This is a genomic window from Bradyrhizobium sp. NDS-1 (assembly GCF_032918005.1).
Lineage (GTDB): Bacteria > Pseudomonadota > Alphaproteobacteria > Rhizobiales > Xanthobacteraceae > Bradyrhizobium > Bradyrhizobium tunisiense.
This window is the reverse complement of sequence record NZ_CP136628.1, coordinates 6525404-6549077: the sequence shown is the minus strand read 5'-3', so window position 1 is coordinate 6549077 and position 23674 is coordinate 6525404. Positions and strand designations below refer to the sequence as shown.

The window sequence follows — 23674 nt, the reverse complement described above, 5'->3', positions numbered from 1 at the left end:
GAGGCAATGCATGATGCTGGAAGGATGGCGCTGGTACGGGCCCGATGATCCGGTCTCGCTCGACGACGTCAGGCAGGCCGGGGCGAGCGACATCGTCTCGGCGCTGCATCAGGTGCCGATCGGAGAAGCCTGGACGCGCAAGGCGGTCGAGGAGCGCAAGAATTTCATCGAGAGCGGTCAGCCCGGCCGCTCGAAGCTAAGCTGGTCGGTGGTGGAGTCGATTCCGATTCCCGACGACGTCAAGCGGCTGGGCGGGAAGGCGACGAAGTCCATCGAGGCGTGGATCGCAAGCCTGGAGGCCGTCGCCGCCGCCGGCATCAAGATCATCTGCTACAACTTCATGCCCGTCGTCGACTGGTGCCGCACCGACCTCGAATGGGAGCTGCCGAACGGCGCCCGCGCCATGCGCTTCGACCAGGACCGCTTTGCCGCCTTCGAGCTGCACATCCTCGAGCGCCCGGCTGCCGCGCAGGAATATTCGCCTGAACAACAGGCTCGCGCGAAAAAGCTGTTCGAGCAGATGAGCCAGGCCGATATCGATTATCTCGTCATGGTGATCGCCAGCGCGCTGCCGGGCTCGACCACCGAGCCGATGACCATTCCGCAATTCCGCGACCGGCTCGAAACCTATCGCGACATCACGCCGAGGATTCTACGGCACCATCTTGCCGAATTCCTCGCGCGCGTGACGCCGGTGGCCGAGCAGCTTGGGGTGTCGCTGACCCTGCATCCGGACGATCCGCCGCGCCCGTTGTTCGGCCTGCCGCGCATTGCCTCGTCAGCCGACGATTATCAGGCGCTGTTCGACGCCGTGCCGTCCAGGGCCAACGGCATCTGCCTGTGCACGGGCTCGCTCGGCGTGCGGCCTGAGAACAACCTGCCCGAGATGGCCGAGCGCTTCGGCCCGCGCATTGCCTTTGCCCATCTGCGCGCGACCAAACGGGAGGCCGACGGGCTTTCGTTCTACGAGTCCGATCATCTCGACGGCGATGTCGACATGGTCGCGGTGCTCAAGGCGCTTCTGAAGGAGAACGCCCGGCGCGCGCCGGACAGGCAGATCGTGTTCCGTCCCGATCACGGCCACCGCATGCTGGATGATCTCGCCGCCACCAAGCGCACCAACCCCGGCTACACCGCCATCGGCCGCCTGCGCGGTCTCGCCGAGCTCCGGGGCGCTATCCGAGCGATCGAGCACCGGTAGGGGCAAGTCTCTCCACACCGTCATTGCGAGGAGCCCTTGCGACGAAGCAATCCAGAATCCCTCCGTGGAAAGACTCTGGATTGCTTCGCTGCGCTCGCAATGACGTGGAGAGAGCGGTGAGGCACCCTGACACCGGCTGCCTTGATGGCACGCTGCCATCGCGGCTCTGCTTCAGGCTCCCATCGCGAAATCCGCCGCCGTCTCGGCGTGAATGGCCGTCGTGTCAAACGTTTCGACGGACGTGTCATCCGGGCCGACCAGCATCGTGATCTCGGTGCAGCCGAGGATGATGCACTCCGCGCCGGCGGCGATGAGCGCTGCCATGACGTCCCGATAGCGCTGGCGCGAGGGATCGGCGACGATTCCGAGGCACAGCTCGTCGTAGATGATCCGGTTCACATCCGCGCGCGCGTCGGCCGGAGGAACCAGCACGTCGAGATCATGCGCGCGCAGCCGATCGATGTAAAAGTCCTCCTCCATCGTGAACTTGGTGCCGAGCAGGCCAACCCGCCGGTATCCTTTCGCGCGGATCCGCTGCGCCGTCGCGTCGCCAAGGTGAATGAATGGAACGGTTACGTTCGAAATGATGTCAGGCGCCAGCTTGTGCATCGTGTTCGTGCACAACACGATAGCTCGCGCGCCGGCGCTTTCGAGGCGCCGCGCCACCTGCGCCAGACTGGCCGCCGCCTCGCTCCAGCGGCCCGCATACTGCATCTGCTTGATTTCCTCGAAATCGTAGGAATACAGCAACAGCGGGGCGGAATGCAGCTTGCCCATGCGATCGCGGACCCGCTCATTGATGAGCCTGTAGTAAAGCGCGGTGCTCTCCCAGCTCATGCCCCCGATCAGCCCGATGGTCTGCATTTCCGTGTCCTCGGTGAGTTCGGCCCGACCGTAGACGAAAACGTCGCGGCTCGGTAGCCATCGCTTGACGGAGGCGAGTTGGGGCGCGGTCTGGCTTCGCCAATTGAGCCTGCCTAGTCTGGATGACGCTGGCACTCCACCGGGCTACGCCATCGTGCCTGTGTCGGCCGCTGTCAATCCGGCGCCGTAAAAACATTCCACTTTACCGAAATTCGGTTTCGACGTATGTGTCGTCCATCCTGATCCGGCGAAAGGGGCGGTCGTACGTCGTTTTGAACCGCGGATCGGGCAGCGGTGGAGGCGGCAGCGTCGTGCACGACAGGCGGGAGCAGGGCGGGAGAACCCGTGAGGTCTCGGCCGCGTGCGGACGAACGGCGCTGAAGCGTACGGCCAAATCGCGTGGTCCTGGCTGTCGTTGCTACAGCCAAGCCTTGCGGAGGTGCGGGACGTCCGACCGGGCGAAGCGCACCGCCAATTCGCGAGGTGACGGAGACAAACAGGACACGCGTCTCCGGGGAGAGCGCGCCATACGCCGTCAAACATCGCGCAGGGAAGGCCGGACGTTTCCGGCTTCACCTGTCATCCGTTGTGCATTGCGTGTGCATTCTCATCGCACGACGGACAAGCGGGTGCCAGCCGGCGCCCGGCCTTCCCTGCGCCCTTTCGTTATGAGGGCGTGAAGAGGACAGCAAAGCTCGGGCGCAAAGGGCCGCGAGGATGCGAAGGCATGTCTGCGAGTCAGCCCACGCGTTTTTCGCGATCGAGAGCGATGGTGGCACGGCGTTGTGCGCCTTTGCCCACCCACGAGACCTCCGTCGAGGAGGAGAAGCGCAGCCACGCTCAATGACGGGGAAAGTGCAGGCGCCACACACTCCGCTCGTGCCCCGGACGCCGCGCCCCGCACGCCTCGATCCTCGCCGTCGCATCATCGCGAATGGGCGGTCGTGCAAACGGCACGGACGGGCATGACGCCTGCGCAGGCTATGATGACCTTTCGACCTTGCGCGCCCTCCCGGGCTGTCTTACGCAGTCTCCGAATAGTGACGCATTGCCAAAGCCCTGAGGGAGCCGACATGACCATCCGCAACACCCGCACCGGGGGCCAGATCCTGATCGATCAGCTCGTCGCCCAAGGCGTCGAGCGCGTGACCTGCGTGCCGGGCGAGAGCTATCTCGCCGCGCTCGACGCGCTGCATGACAGTCCGATCGACGTCATGATCTGCCGCGCCGAGGGTGGCGCTGCCATGATGGCGGAGGCCTATGGCAAGCTCACCGGCCGGCCCGGGATCTGCTTCGTCACCCGCGGCCCCGGCGCTACCAATGCCAGCCACGGCGTCCACATCGCGATGCAGGATTCGACGCCGCTGATCCTGTTCGTCGGCCAGGTCGACACCGGCATGCGCGAGCGCGAGGCGTTCCAGGAGCTCGACTACAAGGCGGTGTTCGGCACGATGGCGAAATGGGCGGTCGAGATCGATCGCCCCGATCGTATTCCGGAGCTAGTGGCGCGCGCCTTCCGCGTCGCCATGCAGGGCCGCCCCGGTCCCGTTGTGATCTCGCTGCCGGAGAACATGCTGACCGAGACCGCTTCCGTGGCCGATGCCATGCGCATCGAGCCGGCGGTGAGCTGGCCAGCGCCGGCCGACATCGACAAGCTCGGCGCCATGCTTGCCGGCGCCAAGACGCCGCTCGTTATTCTCGGCGGCTCGCGCTGGACCGAAGAGGCGACCAGGAGCATCGCGCGCTTTGCCGAGCGGTTCGACCTGCCGGTCGCAACCTCGTTCCGCCGGGCCTCGCTGATCGATGCCGATCATTCGCATTATGCCGGCGATCTCGGCATCGGGCCGAGCCCGGAGCTGAAGGCGCGCATCGACGGGGCCGATGTCGTCCTGCTCATCGGCGGCCGCATGTCGGAGATGCCGTCCTCGTCCTATACGTTGCTCGACATTCCGAATCCGCAGCAGAAGCTGGTCCATGTGCATCCGGGCTCCGAAGAGCTCGGCCGCGTCTATCAGCCGGCGCTGGCGATCCAGGCAACGCCCGCCGCGTTCGCTGCCGCCGTCGAGACGCTGAAGCCCGCGGGCGCAATTGCCTGGAAGGGCGAGGCCGCCAAGGCGCATGCCGATTACCTCGCCTGGACCGACAAGGCGCGCGAGCTGCCGGGCGCGTTCCAGTACGGCCAGGTCATGACCTGGCTGCGCGACCGCCTGCCCAAGGATGCCATCGTCTGCAACGGCGCCGGCAACTACGCCGGCTGGATCCATCGCCATCACCGCTTCCACAGTTTTGCGGCCCAGCTCGCGCCGACCTCGGGCTCGATGGGCTATGGCGTGCCGGCCGCGGTGCTTGCGAAACGGCAATATCCGGATCGTACCGTCGTCGCCTTTGCCGGTGACGGCTGCTTCCTGATGAACGGCCAGGAGTTCGCAACCGCCGTGCAATATGATGCGCCGCTGGTGGTCATCGTCGTCGACAATTCGCAATACGGCACCATCCGTATGCACCAGGAGCGCGACTATCCCGGCCGCGTCGTCGGCACCCAGCTCAAGAACCCGGATTTTGCGATGTACGCGAAGGCATTTGGCGGTCATGGCGAGCGCGTCGAGCGCACCGAGGAATTCGCGCCGGCGTTCGAGCGCGCGCTGGCCTCCGGCAAGCCGTCGATCCTCCACTGCATCATCGATCCGCGCGCGATCTCGGTCGGCAAGGACTTTGCGCCCACGGTGAAGGCGTAAGCGATGGCGACCGGCCGGCACGTCGCCATCATCGGTGCCGGCGCGGTCGGTGTGATCAGCGCCATCGAGGCGCTGCGCGAGGGCCATCGCGTCACGCTGATCGATCCGGGAGAGCCCGGTGGCGAACAGGCGGCGAGCTACGGCAATGCCGGCTGGCTGTCGTCGCATTCGGTGATCCCGCCGGCCGAGCCGGGCATCTGGAAGAAGGTGCCGGGCTATCTGATGGACCCGCTCGGCCCGCTCGCGATCCGCTGGTCCTATCTGCCGAAGGCGCTGCCCTGGCTGATCAAGTACCTGCTCTCGGGCTGGACCGCCGCGCGGGTCGAGACGACGGCGTTTGCGCTGCGCGATCTGTTGAAGGACGCACCGCTGCTGCATCGGAAGCTCGCCGAGGAAGCCGGCGTGCCTGAGCTGATCGAGCGCAACGGCGTGATGCATGTCTTCCCTTCGCGCGGCAATTTCGACAACGATCTCGGCTGGCGCCTGCGCAGGAAGGTCGGCGTCCAGTGGCTGGAGCTTTCCGCCGACGAGATGCGCCAGCGCGAGCCGGACCTGCATCCGCGCTACACCTTCGGCGTGGTGGTGGAAGAGGCGGGCCGCTGCCGCGATCCCGGCGCCTATGTCGCCGCGCTCGCCAACCATGCGCTGGCGAATGGTGCAACGCACGTGCGCGCCAAGGCGACGGGGCTGAAGCTCGACGGCAACAAGCTCCTCGCGGTCATCACAGAGACCGGCGAGATTGCCTGCGATGCCGTCGTAGTCGCCGCCGGCGCGCGCTCGAAGCAGCTCACGGCCTCGATCGGCGATCCGCTGCCGCTGGAGACCGAGCGCGGTTATCACGTCATGATCGAGAATCCGGAATCGGGGCCGCGCAGCTCCATGATGGCGTCGGACGCCAAGATGGTGGTGAACTGGACCAACAAGGGCCTGCGCGCCGCCGGCACGGTCGAGATCGCCGGCCTTGAGGCCGCGCCGAACTGGAAACGCGCCGAGATCCTGCGCAATCACCTGGTCAGCATGTTCCCCAAGCTGCCGAGGGACATCCCGACCTCGCGCATCAAAACCTGGTTCGGGCATCGGCCGAGCATGCCCGACGGACGTCCCTGCATCGGCTATGCGCGCGCCTCGCGCGACGTCGTCTATGCCTTCGGCCACGGCCATGTCGGCCTGGTCGGTTCGGCCCGCACCGGCCGGCTCGTTGCCCAGCTCGTCAGCGGCAAGCCGCCCGAGATTCCGCTGACGCCGTTTGCACCCGAACGGTTCCTCTGAGGTCCAGCATGACCAGTTCAGCCAATCCGTCCTCCCGCATCGCCCGTGGCGGCAAGGCCATCTATGGCGCGCCGCTCGGCATCCTGATGCTGGAGGCGCGCTTTCCCCGCATTCCCGGCGATATGGGTAACGGCACGACCTGGCCATTCCCCGTGCTCTATCGCGTGGTGAGCGGGGCATCGCCGGAGAAGGTGGTGCTGAAGGGCGCGGCCGGCCTGCTGCCCGATTTCATCGATGCCGCGAAAGATCTGGTGCGGCTCGGCGCCGAGGCCATCACCACGAATTGCGGCTTCCTCTCGTTGTTCCAGAAGGAGATCGCGGCTGCGGTCGGCGTTCCCGTCGCGACGTCCTCGCTGATGCAGGTGCCCTGGGTGCAGGCGACCTTGCCGCCCGGCAAGCGCGTCGGTCTCGTCACGGTGTCGGGTTCGACCTTGACGCCGGCCCATCTCGAAGGCGCCGGCGTGCCGCTCGACACGCCGCTGGTCGGCACCGAGAACGGCAAGGAATTTTTCCGCGTCCTGATCAGGGCCGAGAAGGACGACATGGACATCGCGCAAGCCGAGCGCGACGTGGTCGAGGCCGGCAAGCAGCTCGTCGCTGAGAACCCGGACGTCGGCGCCATCGTGCTCGAATGCACCAACATGCCGCCCTATGCGGCCGCGCTTCAGGCGGAAGTCGGGTTGCCGGTCTATGACATCTATTCCATGATCACCTGGTTTCATGCCGGGCTGCGCCCGCGCGTCTTTGCGTGAACGCGTCCTCGAGATCGCCACAAGTCCTATTGTCATAAGTCCTGGAGTGAACCCATGAAGCTATCCGGCAAGGTTGCCGCCATCACCGGCGCGGCGCGGGGCATCGGCAAGGCCTGCGCAAAGAGATTCCTGGACGATGGCGTCAAGGTGGTGATTTCGGATGTCGATGCCGATGGGTTGGCGGCGACCGCCGCCGAGCTCGGCCGTCCCGATGCCTTGCGCACGATCGTCGGCAATGTCGCCAGGCGTGCGGACGTGGATCAGCTCGTCGCCACCGCCGTGAAGGAATTCGGCCGGCTCGACATCATGGTCAACAACGCCGGCGTCGCCCGCAACCGGGACATCCTCGAGATTACCGAAGAGGAATTCGACGAGATCATAGGCATCAATCTGAAAGGCGCGTTCTTCGGCGTGCAGGCGGCCGCCAGGCAGATGATCGCGCAAGGCAGCGGCGGCGTCATCGTCAACATGTCCTCGGTGAATGCGCTGCTGGCGATCCCGGCGCTGGCGACCTACGCGATGTCCAAGGGCGGCATGAAGCAGCTCACCTCCGTCGCGGCCGTCGCGCTCGCCCCGCACAATATCCGCGTCGTCGCGGTCGGACCCGGCACGATCCTGACCGACATGGTGGCGTCATCCATCTACACTTCCGAGGATGCCCGCAAGACCGTGCTGTCACGCACGCCGGCGGGCCGCGGCGGCGAGCCGAGCGAGGTGGCGTCCGTGGTCGCGTTCCTTGCCAGCGAGGACGCGTCCTACATCACGGGGCAGACGATCTATCCGGATGGCGGAAGGCTGGTCCTGAACTACACGGTGCCGGTGAAGGAGAAGTAGGGGGAAGGCGTCGCTCCACATTCGCTGTCATCGCCCGCGAAGGCGGGCGATCCAGTATCCCAGAGGCAGGCGTTGAAGAACTCGCTCTCGCTACATCTGCCGCGGCGTACTGGATTCCCCGCTTTCGCGGGGAATGACACCTGTTGCGAGGCGGGCAGTCCGCCGCTTCACTCCGCCGCGACGGCGATCCCATGGCCGAGCCGCTTCGAGATTCCTCCCGCGCAGTCGCGCAGCGCATGCGCGATCGGGCTGTCCCAACGGGCATCGAAGGTGCCTTCCGGTCCCATCGCGGTGATGACCAGCGCGACATGGCCGGAATGATCGAACACCGGGGCGGAGAACGCGTTGACGCCGGGCAGGGGATCGCCGAGCGCGCGGGCGAGGCCGTGCTTTCGGACCTCCGCGAGCATGTCGGTGAGCTTGGCGCCTTTCACGGCGCGCTTCGGGTTGTAGCCGACACCGTGGCGGTCGAGGCCGCTGTCGAGCGCGGCGCTGATCGTCTTCTCCGGCAGGAACGCGGCGAAGGCGCGGCCCGTCGCGGTCTCCAGCAGCGCCATCACCGAGCCGGCGCGCATGACGATGTGCACCGGCTGGGCCGGTTCTTCGAGCTGCACCACGGTCGGGCCGTGCGTGCCCCACACCGCGAGCGAGACCGCATGTCCGATCTGGCTCGCGAGCGCCGCGATCTTCGGCCTTGCGATGCGCACGCCGGAGAGCCGGCGCAGGCTGATCAGGCCGAGCTCCAGCGCCAGCGCGCCGATCTCGTAGCGGCCGGTACTCTCGTCCTGCTCGATCAGGCCGATGCGGGAGAAGCTGGCGAGATAAGGATGCGCCTTGGCCGGCGTCATGCCGGCCTCGCGCGCGAGATCGCGCAGCATCATCGGCTCGCCGCACCTTGCGAGCGCGCGGAGCAGTTCTCCGCCGACCTCGATCGACTGGATGCCGCGGCTTTCCCTCTTCATGCGCCTCCGATCGCGCTATGCCGCGTCGCGCTTGACGGCGCTGTCGGCAAGATGTCGTCCGGCAATGTAGCCGAAGGTCAGCGCCGGCCCAAGCGTGATGCCGGCCCCGGGATAATTGCCGCCCATGATGCTCGCCATGTCGTTGCCGGCCGCATAGAGCCCGGGAATGACCCGGCCCTCGGCGTCGAGCGCCCGCGCATTCTCGTCGGTGACGATGCCGGCATAGGTGCCGAGATCGCCGACCATCATCTTGATGGCATAGAACGGCCCGTTCTCGATCGGTGCGACGCAGGGGTTCGGGCCGTGCATGGCATCGCCCTGGTAGCGGTTGTAGGCCTTCGAGCCCTTGCCGAAGGCGGCGTCGTGTCCCAGCGGCGCGGTCGCATTGAACTGCCCGACGGTCTCGACGAAGGCCTTGGGATCGATGCCGGCCTTCGCCGCAAGTGCCTCCAACGTATCGCCGCGCATGAGATAGCCTGTATTCAAGTGGTGACCCAGCGGCATCGGGAAGGGCGGCACGCAGCCGAGGCCGTATTTCCGCAGCGTCTTGTGATCGCACACGAGATAGGCCGCGATCTCCTCACCGGGCCTCGCGGCCTTGACCATGGCCTGGACGAAGTCGTGATAGGAATTGCCCTCATTGGCGAAGCGCCGGCCGTCGCGCATCACCGCGATCACGCCGGGCTTGGCACGGTCGATGAAGTGCGGCATCACGCCCTTCGATCCGTCCTTGCGCGTGGTCAGCGACACCGGCACCCAGGCTGCCGCATTCGGCAGGCGGTCCTCGATATGACCGCCGGCGCTTTCCGCAAGGCGCAGGCCGTCGCCGGTGTTGCCCGCGGGCCCGGGGGAATAATGCTCCTGGCCGGTCGGCGCATGCGGAAACATCCTCTTGCGCCGCTCAACATCATGCGGAAAGCCGCCGCAAGCGAGCACGACGCCTTGCCTCGCGCGGATCCGGACGTCGCGTCCCTCGCGCGAAACGATCGCGCCTGTCACCGTCCCGTTCTCGACCGTCAGCTCGCGCACCGGCGAGGACAGCCACATCGGAATCTTCAGATCGAGCGCGGATTTTGCGAGGCGCCCCGCCAGCGCATTGCCGTTCGTCAGCGTCATGCCGCGGCCGTAGCGCAGCACGTCCATCAGGTGTCGCGACAGGCGCTTGGCGACGTAGACCGCCGAGGTCAACGACTTCGTCACCCGCATGAAGTGGATGATCTCCTTGCCGCTTCCGAGCATCATGCCGAACACCGTAAGCTCGGGGAGCGGCATGCCGAGCGACTTGATGAGGTCGCCGAGCTCGCGGCCGTCAAACGGGCGCGTCACCATGGAGCGGCCGCCTTGCGTCCCGCCGGGTGCCTCGGCGTGGTAGTCGGGAAAGACCAGCGGCATGTCGAAGCGCAGCGCCGTCTTGGTGGTAAAGAAGTCCACCGCTTCCGGCCCGGCCGACAGAAATGCATCGACGCGCGCGGCATCGAAATTGTTGCCGGCCTCGTGCCGCAAGTAAGTGCGGGCCTGCTCCGGCGTCTCTTCAATGCCGTAGGCCTTCGCCAGCGACGTGCCGGGGATCCAGAGCCAGCCGCCGGAGCGGGCGGTGGTGCCGCCGAAGCGCGGCTCCTTCTCCACGACCAGCACGTCGAGGCCGCGATGGCGCGCGATGATCGCGGCCGACATGCCGGAGCAACCCGATCCGGCCACGAGCACGTCGCACTCGTAGGTCTCAATTGCGCTTTGCTCGTTGCCGGTCATCTGGATCTCACTTCTTCAGGAGTGGGCATTTGGACTCGGAGACCGGGCGGAAGGCGTCCTCGCCCTTTACGGTCTTGACGATGTCCAGATAGTCCCATGGCTCTTTGGACTGCTCGGGCTTCTTCACCTTGGCGAGATACATGTCGCGGATGACGCGGCCGTCCTCCCGCAACTTGCCGCCATGGACGAATGTATCCTCGATCGGCAGCTCGCGCATCTTCGCCATCACCTTTGCGGAATCGTCGGTTCCGGCGGCCTTGATCGCCTTGAGATAATGCAGCACCGAACCGTAGACGCCGGTCTGGATCATGGTCGGCATCACCTTGGTGCGCTCGTAGAACTTCTTCGACCAGGCGCGGGTGGCCTCGTCCATGGCCCAGTACGACGCCGTGGTCATGTAGGTGCCCTGCGCGGCCTTGAGGCCGATCGCGTGCACGTCGGTGTCGAACATCAGGAGACCGACCAGCTTCTGGCCGCCCTGCACCAGGCCAAACTCGCCGGATTGCTTGATCGCGTTGTCGGTGTCCTGGCCGGCATTGGCGAAAGCGACCACGTCGGATTTCGAGCTCTGCGCCTGCAGCGCAAACGAGGAGAAGTCCGCGGTGTTGGTCGGATGCTTGACGCCGCCGACGACCTTGCCGCCCATCTCGTTGACGAAGCGCGTTGCGTCCTTCTCGAGTTGATGGCCGAAGGCGTAATCGGCCGTGATGAAGTACCAGGACTTGCCGCCTTCCTTGATGACAGCCGAGGCCGTCACCTTCGACAGTGCGTAGGTATCATAGGTGAAATGCACGGTGTTTGGGCTGCACAGCTCGTCGGTCAGCGAGCTCGCGCCCGGACCCGACAGCAGCGCGACCTTGCCTCGCTCGCGCACCATGTTGTGGACGGCGATCGCGATGCCGGAATTGGGGATGTCGACCACGGCGTCGAGCTTGCCGTTGTCGAACCAGCCGCGCACGATCTGCACGCCGACATCGGTCTTCATCTGGTGGTCGGCGCTGATGATCTCGATGGGCTTGCCGAGCACGGTCGGCCCGAATTCCTCCACCGCCATCTTCGCGGCTTCGACCGAGCCGGGCCCGGAATTGTCGCGGCCCCAGCTCGACAGATCCGTCAGCACGCCGATCCGCACCGCGTCGTCGGAGACTTGCGCGGTGGCCGCTGTGGTCGTGGCTGCCGAAGTCATGGCCGCGAGCACGCGGGCCAGGAGCCCTTTCATTGCCGTTTCCTCTCTTATTGGCCGCTTGGCGCGGCAGGGTTGTTGTGGCGGCAAATTAGATAATGGCTAATGAGTTTGTCAATGGTGAATAGTGGAGTAGGTCCTGTTCCGCGGTGGTGAGTAAGCGGGGTGGGGAGCGCTCCAACACCGTCATTGCGAGCGAAGCGAAGCAATCCAGAAGCTTTCGCCGGATGCATTCTGGATTGCGTCGTCGCAAGGGCTCCTCGCAATGACGGGTGCTGAGGCAACCTCGCGAAATCCCGCAACGTAGTCCTCAGCGTCGACACGCCCGCAGGTTGCAACCGTCGTTGCGATTGGCCATGATGCATGCGGAATCTTGGGGCAGGGCATGACGACAGCAATGGGGATTTCCGCGGGGGCGGAGAAATCGACGACGGCGCATGTGGTGTGGGCGAGCGCGCTTGGCACCGCGATCGAGTGGTACGATTTCCTGATCTACGGCACGGCGGCGGCGCTGGTCTTCAACAAGCTGTTCTTTCCGAGCTTCGATCCCTTCGTCGGAACGCTGGCGGCGTTCTCGACTTATGCGGTCGGCTTCGTGGCGCGGCCCATCGGCGGCGCCATCATCGGGCATTACGGCGACCGGCTCGGCCGCAAGACCATGCTGGTCGCAACCATGATCGCGATGGGGCTCGGCACCTTCCTGATCGGCTGCCTGCCGACCTACGATCAGATCGGCGTCTGGGCACCGATCCTGCTCGTCGTGCTGCGCTTCGTCCAGGGCATCGGCTTGGGAGGCGAATGGAGCGGCGCGGTCGTCATGGTGATCGAACATGCCGGCAATCGCCGCGGCTTCTACGGCAGCCTGGTGCAGATCGGCTTTCCCGTCGGCGTCGCCGCCTCCACCGGCATCTTCGGTCTGATGACGCAGCTGCCCGAGGCGGATTTCCTGAGCTGGGGTTGGCGCGTGCCGTTCCTGATCAGCATCCTGCTCGTCGGTGTCGGCTTCATCGTGCGGCTCAAGCTTGCGGAGACGCCGCACTTCAAGGAGGTGGTCGAGCGCAGGGAGGTGCTGGCGCAGCCGGTGCTCGAAGTGCTGCGCCGGGACTGGCGGAGCTTTCTGCTGGCGATCGGCATCACGGTGTCGGAGGTTGGGCTCGCTTATCTGCTCACCGTCTTCACCGTGGTTTACGCCACGACGAAACTGGGCCTGCCGCGTCAGGTGATCCTGGACGCGGTCGTCTGGGCCGCCATCGTCGAGTTCGCGACGCTGCCGCTCGCCGGGTGGCTGTCCGACATCTTCGGCCGCAAGGCGCTCTATCTTGCCGGCGGCGTCTTCTCGGTGGCGCTGGCGTTTCCGCTGTTCTGGTTCCTCGACAGCAGGGAGCCGGCGCTGATCACGCTGGCACTCGTGGTGACGATGACGCTAACGCACGCCCTGTTGTTCGGACCGAAGGCTGCCTTCATGCCGGAGCTGTTCCGCACCCAGGTTCGCTACAGCGGGGCCTCGCTGGGCGCCAATGTCGCGGCAGCACTGAGCGGCGGCTTCTCGCCGCTGATCGCCGCAGCGCTGCTCGCATGGGCCGGTTCCTACTGGGCGGTGTCGGTCTACATCATCGCGTTGTCGCTCATCACGATCATCGCTACGTTGATGGCGCCGGAGACGGCGCGCGCCGCGCTCAGATCCTGAGGGGCAGCCCGCCCGCCGGGGGGACGCCCGGCGGCAAAAAAATTTTGAGCCGGCCCCTTGAAACCGACTTCCGATCTTCTAAGTCGTTTTTCGCCGCGAGAGCGGTGTGCCGGATGCCAAACCCGGGTCCGGTACGGGCGTCTGGCCGGGGTCCCCCTGCCTTGCGCTCCTTCGTATCCATCTTGCTCTTTGGAGGACTTGGTTATGAGGACCAGTTTTGACTTCGCGCCCCTGTGGCGTTCCACCATCGGCTTCGACCACCTGGCCGACCTCGTCGACACCACCCTGCGCCAGGCGACCGAGGACAATTATCCCCCCTACAATATCGAGCGTTCCGGCGAAGACCATTACCGGATCAGCGTTGCTGTGGCGGGGTTCGGCGCCAGCGACATCACGGTGACGGCCGAACAGAACGCGCTCACCATCGAGGGCAGGAAGCCCGAGACGGCTGCGCGCGAATACCTGTATCAGGGCATCGCCGCGCGTCCGTTCCGGCGCGTGTTTAATCTTGCCGACTATGTCCAGGTGAAGCAGGCCTCGTTCCAGGACGGGCTCCTGATCATCGACCTCGTCCGCGAGGTTCCGGAAGCCATGAAGCCGCGCCGGATTCCCATTGCGGGCGGCGCTCCTGCGGCATCGCAGATCGAGCAAAAGAAAGCAGCTTGAACGCTCGATCGAGTTGGTAGCGGAACGCGGCGCGCGGATGCGCGGGCCGCGCTCCCGATGCATGAAGGAGAGAACCATGGGTTTTCGTGATCTCATTCCCTGGTCGAGAAACCAGGAGCTTGCGCCGGCGCGCGACAATTTCGATCACTTCCTGACGCTTCACCGTGAGATGAACCGTCTGTTCGACGACGTCTTCCGTGGGTTCGGCGGAACCGGCCTGTCCCCACTGATGGAAGGCCGATTCGGCTGGCCGAAGGTCGAGCTCAGCGAGACCGACAAGACGCTGACGGTCTCCGCAGAGCTTCCCGGCCTCACGGAGAAGGACGTGCAGGTTGAGATCGCCAATGGCGTCCTGACAGTCCGCGGCGAGAAGAAGGCGGAGCGCAACGGCGAAGGCAGGTACTTCACCGAGCGCTATTACGGCGCGTTCGAGCGGCAGATTCCGCTGGAGGGCGTCGAGGAAGACAAGGCCGAGGCGTCGTTCAGCAACGGCGTCCTGACCGTGTCGCTGCCGAAATCGGAGAAGGCGCGCGAAGGCGTCAAGCGCATCGCGATCAACACGCATTAGTGCCAAGCGAGACGGCGGCGATCGACGCCGCCGTCTCAACGTCAACAAACCCGTCCCCCACGGAAAGGAGCATCAGGGAGACACGCCATGACCAAAGCGAATACCAATGCCGGAACACTCAACCCGCTGTTTCATCCCGCTGCCCATTACGAGTCGCCCGCCGACGTCCTGAACGCGGAGGAGCTCTCCGCGCCGGAGAAGCGGATCATCCTGTCGTCCTGGGCCTCCGACATGTACGCGGTCGAATCCTGTCCCGCTTTGCGCGAGATACCGGGCATGAGCCGCACCATCCGGCTTGCCGATGTTCTGGCGGCGTTGCGCAAGCTCGACGGCGACAATGACAATGACGACCCGCCACGCGGGGGCGGCGTCCCGATGCGGTTGCGGCGGCCCTGGGCCGCCGCAGAGAGGCGCGCCGCATGATCATCACCCACACCGTCCTAGCGCTCGTGCTGCTCGGCCAGGCCTCGGCGGCCTTTGCCGTTCCGTTTCTTGCCATGCACGGTCTTGTCGCCGCACCGCGTGACTGAGGCCGCAAGGTTCTTTCATCCACATCCCGGTTCAGCGGCAGGTGACCAAGATGAATATCGTGCGTTTGCTTTCGCTGGCGCTGCTGGTGCTCGCGCTCACGGCATCGCAGCCGGCCGCTGGCCAAATTCCAGACCTGAGGACGGGCGGCTCGGTGCCGACGCTGGCGCCCCTGGTGCGCCAGGTGACGCCGGCCGTCGTCAACATTTCCGTGCATGGCCGCGTGCGGGAGGACAATCCGCTCTACCGCGACCCGTTGTTCCGCGAGTTCTTCGACGTCCCCCGGCAGATCGAGAAGGAGGTCAATGCGACCGGCTCCGGCGTCATCGTCGATGCCCAGCGCGGCTATGTGCTGACCAACAATCATGTGGTCGAAGGCACCTCCGTCGTTCAGGTCACCACCAAGGACGGCCGGCAGTTCTCCGCCAAGGTCGTCGGCCGCGATCCGCCGACCGATGTAGCGGTGCTGCAGATCCAGAACCCGGCCGGGCTCAAGGCGCTTTCCTTCGGCGACAGCGACGCGCTCGAGGTCGGCGACTTCGTGCTTGCGATCGGCAACCCTTTCGGCCTTGGCCAGACCGTGACGTCCGGCCTCGTCAGCGCGCTGGGGCGGACCGGACTCGGCAAGCAGGGTTACGAGGACTTCATCCAGACCGATGCCGCGATCAATCCCGGCAATTCCGGCGGGGCGTTGGTCAGCCTGCGCGGCGAACTGGTCGGCATCAACTCGGCCATCATCTCACCCGCCGGCGGCAATGTCGGCATCGGCTTTGCAATTCCCGTCAACATGGCTCGCAAGGTGATGGAGCAGATCATCGCCAAGGGCCGCGTCGAGCGCGGCCGGATCGGGGTTTCGCTGAAGGACCTGCATCCGTCGGTCAACAAAGGATTGAACCAAGGTGCCGTCATCGCGGAGATTGCGGTGGATTCGCCAGCGGAACAGGCGGGCCTGCGCAAGGGCGATATCATCACCCGGGCCGACGACCGCCAGATCCGCACCGCCGCCCAGCTCCGCAACACGATCGGCCTTGCTCGCGTCGGCGACGAGGTGAAGCTCACTTTCTTGCGCAATGGCGCACCGCTCGCGGCCGCGGTGAGGATCGCTCCCGCGGCCGAAACGAGCGGTGCCGTCGCCGGCGGCAATCGTCTCGTTCGTTAGCAGGCTCGCAGCGCGGGGTGATCCTGGTGGCCGGGCGGGAGGTCCACTCCATCCAAGTTCCAACGGCCGATTGCCCCGCTATGGGCAACATACAAACGTCGTGCCGCCATATTTGAGCAGGAGTGATTTCCCATGAGGGAGGCGCTCTGATGAACAAGGTATTGATCACTGCTGTCGCGATGCTGGCCTGTGTGCCCGTGACCGCGGTCGCACAGGAGCGCGCGGGCGACGCAGCGCTCGGCGCGGTATCCGGCGCGGTAGTGCTGGGCCCGGTCGGTGCGGTTGCCGGAGCCTTGATCGGCTACACGGCCGGACCTTCGATCGCCCGCTCCTGGGGCCTGAGAGGTTCGCAATCGGCAAGACACCGGTCGCCGCCACGCCGCGCCGCCGCGACCCGCGTTCCACCGCGCACGCGCGAGGCGATGAATGCCAACGGCCAGATGCGACCGACCCCCAATCCGGCTCCGCCCGTTCAAGCCGCGCCGGCCGTTTCGGCGCAAACGTCAGCGCCGCCTGTTCAGGCGTTCGACTGAGGTTCAAGCTCCTGCGACGCAGCCGGTCGACCGTCCGTGCCATCAGCGCGGCGATCTCGCCGCGCTTCGCCTTTCGCCAGCGAAGGCTTGTGTCACGTTCTAGGGTTGCCCCAGGATCTTCTTCGCGGCGCGTAGATGCGGCTTGTCGATCATCTGGCCGTCGAGCCGCAGCGTGCCGGAATTGGGATTGCTCGCAAATGCCGCGATCACCTTCTCCGCCCATATGCGCTCGGCCTCCGTCGGCGCGAAGGCAGCGTTGACGACATCGACATGTTTGGGATGGATCAGCGCCTTGGCTGAGAAGCCATCGCGTCGTGCGGCGCGCGTTTCCGCCTCAAGGCCTGCGAGATTGTCGATGTCCGTATAGACGGTGTCGATCGGCGCGACCTCCGCCGCGGCGGCCGCCATCAGGCAGAGATCGCGCGCGAGGCGATAAGGGCTGTGGAAGACCCCGCCCGAGGCTTTCTCGGTCGCGCCGAGCGAGGCGGAGAGATCCTCCGCGCCCCACATCAGGCCGGCGAGGCGGGGGGAGCATCCCTTGTAGCTGCCGAGGCCGAAGATCGAGCCGGCGGTTTCGGTCGCGACGCAGATGATGCGCGTTGCGCCGACTGCGATGCCGCTTGCGGCTTCCAAGGCTTCGAGCCAGGTCGCGACCTGGCGGACGTCATCGCCGCCCTGCGATTTCGGCAGGACGATGCCGTCGGGCCTGCCGGGCATCACCGCGGCGAGATCGGCCAGCGTCATGCCGGTATCGAGGGCGTTGACGCGAACGTAGAGCTGATGCGGGCCGCGAGAGCCCTTCAGCATCTGGAGCGTCAGCCCGCGCGCCTCCGGCTTCTTCTCCGCGACGACGGAATCCTCGAGATCGACGATCAGCGCGTCGGCCTTGCCTTCGCTCGCCTTCTCGAATTTGCGCGGGGAATCGCCCGGCACGAACAGCATCGAGCGCATCAGACCGGCCTCTTGTGCATCATCGCCATGCGGCGGCATTTGCCGACGATTTCGTCGTTCTGATTCAGGGCATGGTGCTCGAACTCGACGATGCCCGCGCTCGGGCGCGATTTGGATTCCCTCAACGAGAGTACCTTTGTCGTTGCCCGCAAGGTGTCGCCATGGAAGACGGGCTTTGGAAAGGTGACGTCGGTCATGCCGAGATTGGCGACGGTGGTCCCCATGGTCGTATCATAGACCGTCATGCCGATCATGATGCCGAGGGTGTAAAGGCTGTTGAAAATGCGCTGGCCGAACTCGGTCTTCTCGGCGAAATGCGCGTCGATGTGTAGCGGCTGCGGATTGAGCGTCAGCAGGCTGAACATGGTGTTGTCCATCTCCGTGACGGTCCGGGTCAGCGGATGCCTGAACTCCTGGCCCACGGAAAACTCCTCGAAATAAAGTCCGGCCATCGCGGTTTCCTCCCTGCGAAATAACGGCGCGCTCGTTGCGTTGCGCCGCATGACCCCATGCATGGTAGACACACTTCGCGGGCAAATTCACGTATCTGCATGCAGTTTTTCGAGCTAAAGACGCTTGGCGAAGGGAGATCAAGACCATGGATTTCGCGCTCACCGATCAGCAGGAAGCCATTCGCGACGCCATTGCCAAGATCTGCGAGGGCTTTCCCGACGCCTATTGGCTGAAGAAGGACCACGACGGCGGCTTCCCGCACGACTTCCACAAGGCCTTAGCCGACGCCGGCTGGCTCGGCATCTGCGTGCCGGAAGCCTATGGCGGCTCGGGACTCGGCATCACTGAAGCTGCGATCATGATGCGGACTATCGCGGAATCCGGTGCGGGCATGTCCGGCGCCTCTGCGGTCCATATCAACGTGTTCGGCCTCAATCCCGTCGTCGTGTTCGGCACCGAGGAGCAGCGCAAGCGCATGCTGCCGCCGATGGTGGAGGGCCGCGAGAAGGCCTGCTTCGCCGTCACCGAGCCCAACACCGGCCTCAACACCACCCAGCTGAAGACCCGCGCGGTCGCCAAGAACGACCGCTACATCGTCAACGGCCAGAAGGTGTGGATCTCGACCGCGCAGGTCGCGCACAAGATCCTGCTGCTGGCGCGCACCACGCCACTGGAGGAGGTGCGCTCGCCCACCCACGGCCTCAGCCTGTTCTACACGGACTTCGATCGCCAGAAGATCAAGGTCCACGAGATCGAGAAGATGGGCCGCAAGATCGTCGATTCCAACGAGCTGTTCTTCGAGGATTTCGAAATCCCGATGGAGGACCGGATCGGCGAGGAAGGCAAGGGCTTCCAGTACATCCTCGAAGGGATGAACCCGGAGCGCATTCTGATTGCTGCCGAGGCCGTGGGGCTCGGCAAGCTCGCGCTGTCGCGTGCGACCGAGTACGCCAAAACGCGCGTGGTGTTCAACCGGCCGATCGGCAAGAACCAGGGCATCCAGCATCCGCTCGCGGTGAACTGGGTCGAGCTCGAGGCGGCCTGGCTGATGGTGATGCAGGCGGCCTGGCAATACGACAAGGGCCTGCCCTGCGGCGCTGGCGCGAACGCCGCGAAATACTTCGCAGGCGAGGCCGGATATCACGCCTGCGAGCAGGCGGTGATGACCCATGGCGGCTTCGGCTACGCCAAGGAATTCCATGTCGAGCGCTATCTGCGCGAGGTTCTGATCCCGCGCATCGCTCCGGTCAGCCCGCAGCTCGCGCTCAGCTTCATCGCGGAGAAGGTCCTCGGCCTCGCCAAGTCCTACTGAACGGCTCTTGCGGCGCGAACAGCTATTCGGAAGCGATCCGTTCCATCGCCATGGTGCGAAGCCGGGCCCGCTGGATCTTCACGCCGTTGGCGCTGTCGGTGACGGGGAAGGCATCCACGACATAGATTCGCGCCGGGACCTTGTAGCCAGCGAGCCGGTCGCGCAGGTGCGCGATCAGCGTCTCCGGCATCGATGGCTCCTTCGCCGGGATCACGAACGCGACGCAGCGCGCCTGGCCCTTCAGATCGACGGCGACCACCTGGGCGTCGGTAACGCCAGGGCAGGATTTGAGTTCGTCCTCGATCTCGCCGGGCGCGACGAGGAAACCGCCGAGCCGCATGGCATCGCCGGCGCGGGTCTCGTAGACGAAGGAGCCGTCGCCGCGCAGCCGGCCGATGTCGCCGGTGCGGAAGAATCCGTCGGCGGTGATCGCCTCCCGCGTCGCCTCCGGATTGTTGAAATAGCGGAGGAAGCGTGACGGCGCACTGATCTCGATCTCGCCGGAAACGCCGAACGGCGCAAGCTCGCCGGTTTCGGTGTCGCGCACGCGCACTTTCGTGTCAGGTGACATCGGCCAGCCGCCGCCCTCGATGCGGTCGGCGAAGGCATCACCAGGCTGCGCGATCGAGAACAAGGCCTGGACCTCGCTCGACCCGTAAAGGCCGAACAGTGGCAGGCCGCGGGTCTCGGCCTCCGCGGCCAGCTCGCGCCAGCCGGGCTGGAACGCAGCGAAGCCGCAGAGTTCGAGATGCGGAAACGGCCGGGGCGCGTCGGTGAGGGCGAGGATGCGGCGAAACATCTCGTCCGAGCCGAACGAATGCGTGATCTTGTGCGCGCTGAGGATCCTCAGCGCCGGTGCCGCCTCGAAGGCGTCGAGCACGTGGACGGTCGCGCCCGCCGCGACGAAGCCGAGCAGGCTCGTCATGCCAAAGGTGCCGCAGAACGGCAGCATGGCCAGCAGCGCGTGACGCTGCGGATCGAGCCTGAGCGCCTTGGCAACGGCGACGGCGTGGCTCGCCAGCGTGCGCTGCGAATGCACGACGAGCTTCGGTCCCTTGGTGGTGCCCGACGTCGTGTAGAGCAGGACAGGCAGGTCGATATCGTCCTGAGCCGGCGGGGCGGGAGGATAAGCCCTGTCGAAGGCGTCGAAACGCACGCAGGGCCAATGCGCCGGGATCGCATCCGCGCCGATCACCGCGAGCCGTTGTAGCGCGGGCACCTCGTCCTTGGCGAGGTCGGCCAGGATTGCGGCAAAATCGATCGAGCGGAAAGCGGCTTCGACCACCAGCAGCCTCGCGCCCGACACGCGAAGCAGATGCGCGACGTCTCCGCTGCGGTAGCGCGTGTTGACAGCGGCGACGACGGCGCCAAGGCGGGCGGCGGCGAACAGCAGCGTGAGCCATTCGATCCGGTTGACCAGCCAGACCGCGATCACGTCGTCCTTGCCGATGCCCTGTGCTGCAAGCCAAGCCGCGGATTGCTCGATCCTATCGGAGAACCCGGCGCGCGACACTGGCGTGTCGTCGAATACGAAGGCGGGATCGGCGGCGGGCTCCAGCCGGATCAGCGATTGCAGCGAAAACGCGTTGGCACTCATGGCAAGGCACTCATGGCAAGCGGAGTAACCCGACCGCGCAAATCTGTCTACTTGGTACCGAACATCCGGTCGCCGGCATCGCCGAGGCCCGGCACGATATAGCCGTGGTCGTTGAGCCGCTCGTCGATCGCAGCGGTCCAGATCGGCACGTCCGGATGTTCGCTCTCGAACTGCGCGATGCCCTCGGGCGCGGCCAGAAGGCAGACGAAGCGGATGTCGCGGGCGCCGCGCGCCTTGAGCAGGGAGGCGCCGGCGCAGGCCGAATTTCCGGTCGCCAGCATCGGGTCCATCAGGATCACGGTGCGGTCGGACAGATCCTGCGGCGCCTTGAAGTAATATTCCACGGCCTGCAACGTCTCGGGGTCGCGGTAGAGCCCGATATGGGCGATGCGCGCCGAGGGCATCAGCGCCAGCATGCCGTCGAGGAAGCCGACGCCGGCGCGCAGGATCGGCGCCAGCGTGAGCTTCTTGCCGGCGATCTTGGGTGCCTGCATCGCCGCGATCGGCGTCTCGATATCCACCAGCTCCAGCGGCAAATCGCGCGTCACCTCGTAGCCGAGCAGCATCCCGATCTCGTTCAGGATCTCGCGAAAGCTCTTGGTCGAACGGTCCTTCTCCCGCATCAGGGAGAGCTTGTGCTGGACCAAGGGGTGGGTGACGACGTTGACGTTGCTGCTCATGAAACCGATCTACACGGTTCCCTGGAGTTGCGCCAGATCGGCTGGGTGGTTTCCGCAGGGCCAGCTGACGTCAGCCGGGCATTGCCACCGCGCTGCGGGCCCGGTTGCTTGCCGCATAGGCAGCCATGGTCAATTCACGGTCGATCGCAATACGCATCGCGTCCATCGTGGCCTGACGCAGGCGCTTCTTCGCGGTCGCATGTGATGGCTTGTGGATGGCTCGCAACGCGGCGACGGTCTCCGCAAGCGCGCCCTCGATGGCTTCCGGTGCAACCGCGCGGTCGAGGAAGCCGGCGGTCAGCGCCTCCTCCGGCTCGTACATTTCACCGAGCGCCGCGGTGCGGCTGAGCCAGGCCGGATGCAGGCGGCTGCGCGCGAGTTCGATGGCAAAGCTCGGCGGCGCGATGCCGATCGCGACCTCGTTCAGCCCCATGCGATGCGGCCCGCGCGCGCCAAGCCTGACGTCGCAGGCGAGCAGCAGGAACGTTCCCATGGGATATGCGTGGCCTTCCATCACGCCGATCGTCGGATGCGGAAACGACATCAGCCGCAGCGCAAGCTCCGCGCCGGCGCGGACCATTTCGAGGCTCCTGGCGGCATCGCCCGAGGCGAAGACCTTGAGATCGAAGCCGGCAGAGAAGATGCCGGGCCGTGCCGAGCGCAGCACCACGACCTCGGCTTTCCCTTCGGCCCGGTCGAAGGCGGCGCCGATCTCCGCCAGCATCGCGGCCGACATCACATTGACCTTGCCGTCGTCGAGCCCGATCCGCGCGACTCCGTCCTCCAACTGGTAGCTTACTGCCTTGGCCATTGACCGCTCCTTGTTGTGGTTACGGCTTGACTGTCGAAGGCTGATGTAGACCAATCAATATAATTTTCACCGGAGGACGCCATGCCGGCCGTGCCAAGACACCGCCAGCCCATCATCAATGCCGCGGTGACGCTGTTCCGCCGCCAGGGCTTCGCCCGGACCGGGCTGAACGACATCGTCGACGTCAGCGGTGCGCCAAAAGGATCGCTCTACCATTACTTTCCGGACGGAAAATCCTCGATCGCGGTGGCGGCGGTGGAGGAGGCGGGCCGCCGCGTCGCCGCCACGGTCGCCAAGCTCGCGGAAGAATGCGGCTCGACCGCCGATCTCTTGCGTGCCCATGCAAGACTGTTGGCGGGCTGGATGCAGGGCTCCGGCTTTCGCAATGGCTGCCCGATCACGACCGTGCTGCTCGAGCTGGCACCGCGCGAACGTGCCGTGTCCGATGCCGGTCGCAAGGCCTACGCGGCGCGAATATCGATCCTGCGCGACAAGCTGGTCGCGGACGGCTTCGGCAGATCCCGCGCCGAAGCGCTGGCCGTGCTCTGCACCTCGGCGCTCCAGGGTGCGCTGATCCAGGCCCGCGTCGAGCGCAGCGGTCGGCCGATCGAGGTCACGGCGGCGGAATTGGCCCGGCTGATCGAGAGCGAAGCGAGGAGCTAGACGCCGAGCCCGCGCGCGACAAGCGTGATCACGGGCGTCAGGAGAGGTGGCTGAGGGACGCAGCGGGCCGGGCGCCTTGCGGGTGCGGGTCAACGCGTCGTCTGCGCCAGTCTTTATGAGATTCCTATAACTTCGCCACAGCCCTCATCTCGAAAACCTATGCCCCTGGTGGCACTTCAGCGTGGTGAAGATCCGGCCGGGCGCCGAGGTTGCATGGATCGTCTGGTTACGAACTGCCCGTCCGAGCCTGAGGAATAGTTGCGCCAAAACTGGGTGCAACGAGGAGTATCGCCATGATGGACATTCTGATGCTGGCGCTGGGATGCGGCTTCTTTGCGCTCGCGATCGGCTACGCCTTCGCCTGCGAACGGCTTTGAGGACGCGGATCATGATCTTCGATTATGCGCTCGCCGGCGCCGTCTCGTTCGGCCTGCTGGCCTATCTCACCTACGCGCTGCTGCGGCCCGAGCGGTTCTGACCCGTGTTGCTGCTCGTCGAATTGCTGCTGGCCGACGCC

General features: G+C 65.7%; 23 protein-coding genes. 14 read left to right on the top strand and 9 right to left on the bottom strand.

The window, feature by feature from the left end; all coding sequences use genetic code 11:
- Positions 1 to 13 precede the first annotated feature (13 nt).
- The gene (gene uxuA, locus RX330_RS30475) at positions 14 to 1201 is read left to right on the top strand and encodes a mannonate dehydratase (protein ID WP_317244002.1); all 1188 of its coding nucleotides are present in this window, start codon (positions 14 to 16) and stop codon (positions 1199 to 1201) included.
- Positions 1202 to 1372: 171 nt separating this feature from the next.
- Here the strand turns inward: uxuA and RX330_RS30470 are convergent, their stop codons facing one another.
- Positions 1373 to 2065 carry an aspartate/glutamate racemase family protein gene (locus RX330_RS30470; RefSeq protein ID WP_317240943.1) on the bottom strand — a complete coding sequence of 231 codons (693 nt, stop codon included), beginning with the start codon at positions 2063 to 2065 and terminating at the stop codon, positions 1373 to 1375.
- Positions 2066 to 3138: 1073 nt separating this feature from the next.
- On the opposite strand from RX330_RS30470, the gene RX330_RS30465 reads away from it, so the two are divergent.
- From RX330_RS30465 to RX330_RS30450, 4 genes are read left to right on the top strand one after another with little or no spacing between them, the layout of a single operon-like run.
- Positions 3139 to 4800 carry a thiamine pyrophosphate-binding protein gene (locus tag RX330_RS30465; RefSeq protein WP_317240942.1) on the top strand — a complete coding sequence of 554 codons (1662 nt, stop codon included), beginning with the start codon at positions 3139 to 3141 and terminating at the stop codon, positions 4798 to 4800.
- Between the two features lie 3 nt (positions 4801 to 4803).
- Positions 4804 to 6069 (top strand): FAD-binding oxidoreductase, encoded by a 1266-nt coding sequence (locus tag RX330_RS30460; RefSeq protein ID WP_317240941.1) that lies wholly within the window; start codon positions 4804 to 4806, stop codon positions 6067 to 6069.
- Between the two features lie 8 nt (positions 6070 to 6077).
- On the top strand, positions 6078 to 6821 hold the full coding sequence (locus RX330_RS30455) for an aspartate/glutamate racemase family protein (protein WP_212088632.1): 744 nt from the start codon (positions 6078 to 6080) through the stop codon (positions 6819 to 6821).
- A 54-nt stretch (positions 6822 to 6875) separates the two neighbouring features.
- Positions 6876 to 7655, top strand: a complete 780-nt coding sequence (locus tag RX330_RS30450) for an SDR family NAD(P)-dependent oxidoreductase (protein ID WP_317240940.1) — start codon at positions 6876 to 6878, stop codon at positions 7653 to 7655.
- Between the two features lie 167 nt (positions 7656 to 7822).
- Here RX330_RS30450 and RX330_RS30445 read toward each other — a convergent pair whose 3' ends face one another.
- Genes RX330_RS30445 through RX330_RS30435 form a run of 3 tightly spaced genes read right to left on the bottom strand, consistent with a single transcriptional unit; the run spans position 7823 to position 11585 of the window.
- Positions 7823 to 8617, bottom strand: coding sequence for an IclR family transcriptional regulator (locus RX330_RS30445; RefSeq protein WP_212088636.1), 795 nt, complete (start codon positions 8615 to 8617; stop codon positions 7823 to 7825).
- Between the two features lie 15 nt (positions 8618 to 8632).
- Complete coding sequence (locus RX330_RS30440) at positions 8633 to 10366, bottom strand: FAD-dependent oxidoreductase (protein ID WP_317240939.1); 1734 nt, start codon at positions 10364 to 10366, stop codon at positions 8633 to 8635.
- A 7-nt stretch (positions 10367 to 10373) separates the two neighbouring features.
- Entirely contained in the window at positions 10374 to 11585 is a 1212-nt protein-coding gene (locus tag RX330_RS30435; RefSeq protein ID WP_317240938.1) for an ABC transporter substrate-binding protein, read from the bottom strand.
- A gap of 349 nt (positions 11586 to 11934) precedes the next feature.
- Between RX330_RS30435 and RX330_RS30430 the strand changes: the two genes are divergently transcribed.
- From RX330_RS30430 to RX330_RS30405, 6 genes are all read left to right on the top strand, one after another.
- Entirely contained in the window at positions 11935 to 13236 is a 1302-nt protein-coding gene (locus tag RX330_RS30430) for an MFS transporter (RefSeq protein WP_317240937.1), read from the top strand.
- Between the two features lie 204 nt (positions 13237 to 13440).
- Positions 13441 to 13902: an Hsp20 family protein gene (locus RX330_RS30425; protein ID WP_212088651.1), complete on the top strand. Its 462-nt coding sequence runs from the start codon at positions 13441 to 13443 to the stop codon at positions 13900 to 13902.
- Between the two features lie 76 nt (positions 13903 to 13978).
- Positions 13979 to 14470 carry an Hsp20/alpha crystallin family protein gene (locus tag RX330_RS30420; protein WP_212088653.1) on the top strand — a complete coding sequence of 164 codons (492 nt, stop codon included), beginning with the start codon at positions 13979 to 13981 and terminating at the stop codon, positions 14468 to 14470.
- Positions 14471 to 14557: 87 nt separating this feature from the next.
- On the top strand, positions 14558 to 14893 hold the full coding sequence (locus tag RX330_RS30415) for a hypothetical protein (protein WP_212088655.1): 336 nt from the start codon (positions 14558 to 14560) through the stop codon (positions 14891 to 14893).
- A 157-nt stretch (positions 14894 to 15050) separates the two neighbouring features.
- The gene (locus RX330_RS30410) at positions 15051 to 16157 is read left to right on the top strand and encodes a trypsin-like peptidase domain-containing protein (protein ID WP_317240936.1); all 1107 of its coding nucleotides are present in this window, start codon (positions 15051 to 15053) and stop codon (positions 16155 to 16157) included.
- A 149-nt stretch (positions 16158 to 16306) separates the two neighbouring features.
- A complete protein-coding gene (locus RX330_RS30405) occupies positions 16307 to 16690 on the top strand; it encodes a hypothetical protein (RefSeq protein WP_317240935.1) in 384 nt (127 codons plus the stop codon).
- Between the two features lie 99 nt (positions 16691 to 16789).
- On the opposite strand, the gene RX330_RS30400 is transcribed toward RX330_RS30405, so the two are convergent.
- Together RX330_RS30400 and RX330_RS30395 are read right to left on the bottom strand one after the other, a co-directional pair.
- On the bottom strand, positions 16790 to 17641 hold the full coding sequence (locus RX330_RS30400) for an HpcH/HpaI aldolase/citrate lyase family protein (RefSeq protein ID WP_317240934.1): 852 nt from the start codon (positions 17639 to 17641) through the stop codon (positions 16790 to 16792).
- The gene (locus RX330_RS30395; protein WP_212088662.1) at positions 17641 to 18093 is read right to left on the bottom strand and encodes a MaoC family dehydratase; all 453 of its coding nucleotides are present in this window, start codon (positions 18091 to 18093) and stop codon (positions 17641 to 17643) included. The genes RX330_RS30400 and RX330_RS30395 overlap by 1 nt, the downstream gene beginning before the upstream one ends.
- A gap of 146 nt (positions 18094 to 18239) precedes the next feature.
- On the opposite strand from RX330_RS30395, the gene RX330_RS30390 reads away from it, so the two are divergent.
- Positions 18240 to 19406, top strand: a complete 1167-nt coding sequence (locus tag RX330_RS30390; RefSeq protein WP_212088664.1) for an acyl-CoA dehydrogenase family protein — start codon at positions 18240 to 18242, stop codon at positions 19404 to 19406.
- Between the two features lie 22 nt (positions 19407 to 19428).
- Here RX330_RS30390 and RX330_RS30385 read toward each other — a convergent pair whose 3' ends face one another.
- From RX330_RS30385 to RX330_RS30375, 3 genes are all read right to left on the bottom strand, one after another.
- The gene (locus RX330_RS30385; RefSeq protein ID WP_212088666.1) at positions 19429 to 21003 is read right to left on the bottom strand and encodes an AMP-binding protein; all 1575 of its coding nucleotides are present in this window, start codon (positions 21001 to 21003) and stop codon (positions 19429 to 19431) included.
- A gap of 47 nt (positions 21004 to 21050) precedes the next feature.
- The gene (gene upp, locus RX330_RS30380; protein ID WP_212088667.1) at positions 21051 to 21683 is read right to left on the bottom strand and encodes a uracil phosphoribosyltransferase; all 633 of its coding nucleotides are present in this window, start codon (positions 21681 to 21683) and stop codon (positions 21051 to 21053) included.
- A 70-nt stretch (positions 21684 to 21753) separates the two neighbouring features.
- Positions 21754 to 22494: a crotonase/enoyl-CoA hydratase family protein gene (locus tag RX330_RS30375; RefSeq protein ID WP_317240933.1), complete on the bottom strand. Its 741-nt coding sequence runs from the start codon at positions 22492 to 22494 to the stop codon at positions 21754 to 21756.
- Between the two features lie 81 nt (positions 22495 to 22575).
- Here RX330_RS30375 and RX330_RS30370 point away from each other — a divergent pair, with 81 nt between their 5' ends.
- Together RX330_RS30370 and RX330_RS30365 are read left to right on the top strand one after the other, a co-directional pair.
- Positions 22576 to 23157, top strand: coding sequence for a TetR/AcrR family transcriptional regulator (locus RX330_RS30370; RefSeq protein ID WP_317240932.1), 582 nt, complete (start codon positions 22576 to 22578; stop codon positions 23155 to 23157).
- 388 nt (positions 23158 to 23545) lie between these two features.
- Entirely contained in the window at positions 23546 to 23635 is a 90-nt protein-coding gene (locus RX330_RS30365; protein ID WP_049823729.1) for a K(+)-transporting ATPase subunit F, read from the top strand.
- Positions 23636 to 23674: the final 39 nt, after the last annotated feature.

What these genes read in the sequence shown, in the direction of transcription:
- uxuA (WP_317244002.1), top strand. Translation starts at nt 14, where the DNA reads ATGCTGGAAGGATGGCGCTGGTACGGGCCCGATGATCCGGTCTCGCTC.
- RX330_RS30470 (WP_317240943.1), bottom strand. Translation starts at nt 2,065, where the DNA reads ATGCAGACCATCGGGCTGATCGGGGGCATGAGCTGGGAGAGCACCGCG.
- RX330_RS30465 (WP_317240942.1), top strand. Translation starts at nt 3,139, where the DNA reads ATGACCATCCGCAACACCCGCACCGGGGGCCAGATCCTGATCGATCAG.
- RX330_RS30460 (WP_317240941.1), top strand. Translation starts at nt 4,804, where the DNA reads ATGGCGACCGGCCGGCACGTCGCCATCATCGGTGCCGGCGCGGTCGGT.
- RX330_RS30455 (WP_212088632.1), top strand. Translation starts at nt 6,078, where the DNA reads ATGACCAGTTCAGCCAATCCGTCCTCCCGCATCGCCCGTGGCGGCAAG.
- RX330_RS30450 (WP_317240940.1), top strand. Translation starts at nt 6,876, where the DNA reads ATGAAGCTATCCGGCAAGGTTGCCGCCATCACCGGCGCGGCGCGGGGC.
- RX330_RS30445 (WP_212088636.1), bottom strand. Translation starts at nt 8,617, where the DNA reads ATGAAGAGGGAAAGCCGCGGCATCCAGTCGATCGAGGTCGGCGGAGAA.
- RX330_RS30440 (WP_317240939.1), bottom strand. Translation starts at nt 10,366, where the DNA reads ATGACCGGCAACGAGCAAAGCGCAATTGAGACCTACGAGTGCGACGTG.
- RX330_RS30435 (WP_317240938.1), bottom strand. Translation starts at nt 11,585, where the DNA reads ATGAAAGGGCTCCTGGCCCGCGTGCTCGCGGCCATGACTTCGGCAGCC.
- RX330_RS30430 (WP_317240937.1), top strand. Translation starts at nt 11,935, where the DNA reads ATGACGACAGCAATGGGGATTTCCGCGGGGGCGGAGAAATCGACGACG.
- RX330_RS30425 (WP_212088651.1), top strand. Translation starts at nt 13,441, where the DNA reads ATGAGGACCAGTTTTGACTTCGCGCCCCTGTGGCGTTCCACCATCGGC.
- RX330_RS30420 (WP_212088653.1), top strand. Translation starts at nt 13,979, where the DNA reads ATGGGTTTTCGTGATCTCATTCCCTGGTCGAGAAACCAGGAGCTTGCG.
- RX330_RS30415 (WP_212088655.1), top strand. Translation starts at nt 14,558, where the DNA reads ATGACCAAAGCGAATACCAATGCCGGAACACTCAACCCGCTGTTTCAT.
- RX330_RS30410 (WP_317240936.1), top strand. Translation starts at nt 15,051, where the DNA reads ATGAATATCGTGCGTTTGCTTTCGCTGGCGCTGCTGGTGCTCGCGCTC.
- RX330_RS30405 (WP_317240935.1), top strand. Translation starts at nt 16,307, where the DNA reads ATGAACAAGGTATTGATCACTGCTGTCGCGATGCTGGCCTGTGTGCCC.
- RX330_RS30400 (WP_317240934.1), bottom strand. Translation starts at nt 17,641, where the DNA reads ATGCGCTCGATGCTGTTCGTGCCGGGCGATTCCCCGCGCAAATTCGAG.
- RX330_RS30395 (WP_212088662.1), bottom strand. Translation starts at nt 18,093, where the DNA reads ATGGCCGGACTTTATTTCGAGGAGTTTTCCGTGGGCCAGGAGTTCAGG.
- RX330_RS30390 (WP_212088664.1), top strand. Translation starts at nt 18,240, where the DNA reads ATGGATTTCGCGCTCACCGATCAGCAGGAAGCCATTCGCGACGCCATT.
- RX330_RS30385 (WP_212088666.1), bottom strand. Translation starts at nt 21,003, where the DNA reads ATGAGTGCCAACGCGTTTTCGCTGCAATCGCTGATCCGGCTGGAGCCC.
- upp (WP_212088667.1), bottom strand. Translation starts at nt 21,683, where the DNA reads ATGAGCAGCAACGTCAACGTCGTCACCCACCCCTTGGTCCAGCACAAG.
- RX330_RS30375 (WP_317240933.1), bottom strand. Translation starts at nt 22,494, where the DNA reads ATGGCCAAGGCAGTAAGCTACCAGTTGGAGGACGGAGTCGCGCGGATC.
- RX330_RS30370 (WP_317240932.1), top strand. Translation starts at nt 22,576, where the DNA reads ATGCCGGCCGTGCCAAGACACCGCCAGCCCATCATCAATGCCGCGGTG.
- RX330_RS30365 (WP_049823729.1), top strand. Translation starts at nt 23,546, where the DNA reads ATGATCTTCGATTATGCGCTCGCCGGCGCCGTCTCGTTCGGCCTGCTG.